Here is a 3,260-nt window from a genome sequence, read left to right as displayed (position 1 = left end):
CCATTAGAATATCTTTGGAAACAAGTTTGTTTTACTGTCACTTCTTGTCCTTTGGTCTGAGGACAACTTCCCGTCCAAGGTAAGGCATCTACTGTTACTGTAATTCCGCAGTGTGGAGCGCCAGAAATATCCTCTAAACAAATTTCTACAGCTCCTTCGACTCCATCTTCCAACAAAGGAAGCAATACATTCACTGCACAATCCTCCAAACCCTCACCTACTACATCACAATATCTTATACAGTCACCAGATCCATACACAGAAGGCCATCCCGCAGCAAACCAATAAGGGCTATTACCATTGCCGTCCCAGAACCATTCATCGGTGACTTCTTCATAATAGCCATCTGCAGACAATACTCGATCACCTTTTTCTAAGAATAAATAAGGGAAATAACCACTACCTATAGAAGCAATAAGGTAGTTTTCCCAATCATCAGCCAATCGTGCTACGATGTTCAATGCTCCATATCCCAACTGCGAACTATTAGCATCAGCCAATACATCTGCAATATAACTTCCATCGATAATATCACCGATGGTATATTCGGTTTGAGCTTTGTCATTTTTCTTTAAAATTACACAGGCCAAGTATTCTTCTAATAAATCTTGTGATTCTGCATTGACATAACCTGCGAGAAGTACTGCTGCGGGCAATTCATAGGTGACTGCGCCCATTTTAGTAGTGGGCAATTCGTAGTCGTGTAGACCCATCGGTTGCTTCCAAGCGGCATATCGTTTGACCGTTTCTCCTGATTCCTCTGCAGCATCTATTTCACAGTAGCTCGTATCTTCTTTATATCCTACGAAGTTTTCTGGTATTAATGCCGGCAATCTCATCACCACGATGGTATCGGTCAATGTCGTCATGACTCCTTCTTTATTGAAGACTTCCCAAGTTCGGAAGATTACTTCTGCTGTATCTGTATTCACAGTACAGTTGATCGGCATAATCCAATCCGGTTGTACTGCCAATCCGTAATACCCTGGACCTCTACCCTCATTACACGATACGGTAACCAAGGGAGGATGAAGACTGGCATCAGGAATATATCCACAATAGGTCACAATCTTTCCTCTACTCAGGTCTGCCGTCGGTACATCGTAGTCACTAGCCGTCTTACTTGATTGAAAATCCGATGTCAAAACGATGCTTGGCGATTGAGGGATTATCAGACTGGTCTGACAGCTAGATATTGAATTCGATATTTGTAGGGTTAATGTTTGCCCTCGATAATTACAAAGGTCTTCCCCTTCCATGATGAGATCTTGGCTGGTTAGATTTTCAGCTCGCCATACTTGGCCGTTCCATTCATTGGTTACCGTCACTGATAGTTGACTCGCACAATCTGATAAACCAGGGACTACTTCACTAATATACAATTCTATCATCCCTTGACCATCAATGGCAGGATGAATAGTAGATAAACAATTCATAGCTTGTGGGCTAGGATCACAGGGAAACTCATACAATCCCATGTCGATAACCCCAGAAAACCGACGATTGAGGTCTAAGTCTACTTCTTGACCAGCTACCATATAGAAACTAGCCATGGTAGTAGGATCACCACTATTGATGGCCGGCGAAGTCAGTTGTAAATGGAAATCTCCATTGGATGCATCGACAAATAAGGGATCGGTATTGATAAAGTTATTGTTTGGAGCATTCGCTCTCAACATCATCACCACTCCTGTCTGACCGATATCAGATCCATCGAACATTGAATAGGAAATGTCGATCTCACCTCCATTCTCAGCATGTATAGGAGGGGTATTGGGCGCATTATTATTTTTATAGAAAATACTATTTTTTATGGCAACATGATCCCCATCACTATACACTATTTCTATAGTGGTTGAAGGATTATTCTCATAGAAAACCGAATTTACAATATGGGAATTAATCGTTTGGACGGAAGCACCAGAATATGAAACAGACCCTCCGTGATTTGAAGCTACATTTCCATTAAACAAACAATTGACAATTTCAGCCCTCACTTCTCCATCCATTTCAACACTACTGATGGCCCCGCCATTTAATGCCCTATTATTTTCAAAAATACCATTAATAATTACAGGGAAGGAGTTCCCACTTTCTTCTACAAAAGAATAAACAGCACCTCCATCATCTGAAGAGTTAGACTTAAATATACAATTGGTCATCAATGGAGAACTCTCACCTTCTTCTCCATAATTATAAATAGCCCCTCCATTTTCTTCGGCTGTGTTGGACTCAAAAATGCAGTTGATCAACTCAGGAGAACTTTTACCTTCATCATATCCTTCATTAAATATAGCACCACCATCTTCTCTAACTGTATTCGCCATAAATTCACAATTGGTCATCAAGGGTGAACTTTCTCCTCCTTCACCTCCAGAATTAAAAATAGCCCCTCCATCTCGAGCTGAATTAGACGTAAATACACAATCTTTCAACTCAGGCGAGCTTTTTCCTCCTTCGTCCCCTTTATTGTAAATTGCGCCTCCTACAAAATCAGCGGAGTTGGACGTAAAAACACAATTCTCTAACACTGGTGAACTCTCTCCTTCTTGTGTTACAGCAGAATTGTAGATAGCTCCTCCGGATAAAGAAGCGAAATTGGACGTAAATTCACAATCAATCAACACTGGCGAACTTTTTCCTTCGGCTCCAACATTGCGAATTGCTCCACCACTATGGCTAGCGGAATTGGAGATAAATATGCAATTGATCAACTCAGGTGAACTTTCTCCTCCATTATCCGCATCATTATATAATGCCCCTCCGTTACCGGCAGAGTTATTGGAAAATTTACAATTATAGATACTTGGATTAGACAGATTCCCCAATTCAGAACCGTCGTTAAACCATCCTCCTCCAATGGCATTGTTAAATGCTTCGCTAGCATTACCTTGGGTGATGGTAAATCCATCTACCAGGGTAGCATCGCTAACATTCTTCGTGTAGACCACGTGATAACTATTGTCTGAATTGTCATTCTGATTACCGACATCTCCACTGAGGATAGTCTCATAGGAAACATAATCTCGATTTTCAAAATCATCGCCACCATTAGGAAATCCTCCATAAACTTCAACACCGTCTGGAATCATAAATGATATAGATCTATCCCCAGTTGAAGTAGGCTGATAAGTACCCTGGGCCACGTAAATCTTATCAGCGACATCGGGACAGGCATTCAACATCCCAAGGGCTGATTGTAAATCGGTAAAAGCATCGTTCCATGAAGTACCATTGTCTCCTCCACTTGTTGCCGTCAA

General features: G+C 41.4%; 1 pseudogene. It reads right to left on the bottom strand.

The features are described 5' to 3' along the window. Positions 1-3,260, bottom strand: a pseudogene (locus LVD51_RS19870) (hypothetical protein); the annotation flags it as partial.

It is taken from the genome of Membranihabitans marinus (assembly GCF_021729155.1).
In the GTDB taxonomy this organism is placed as follows: domain Bacteria; phylum Bacteroidota; class Bacteroidia; order Chitinophagales; family Saprospiraceae; genus Membranihabitans; species Membranihabitans marinus.
This window is presented reverse-complemented; position numbering and strand designations above follow the sequence as displayed.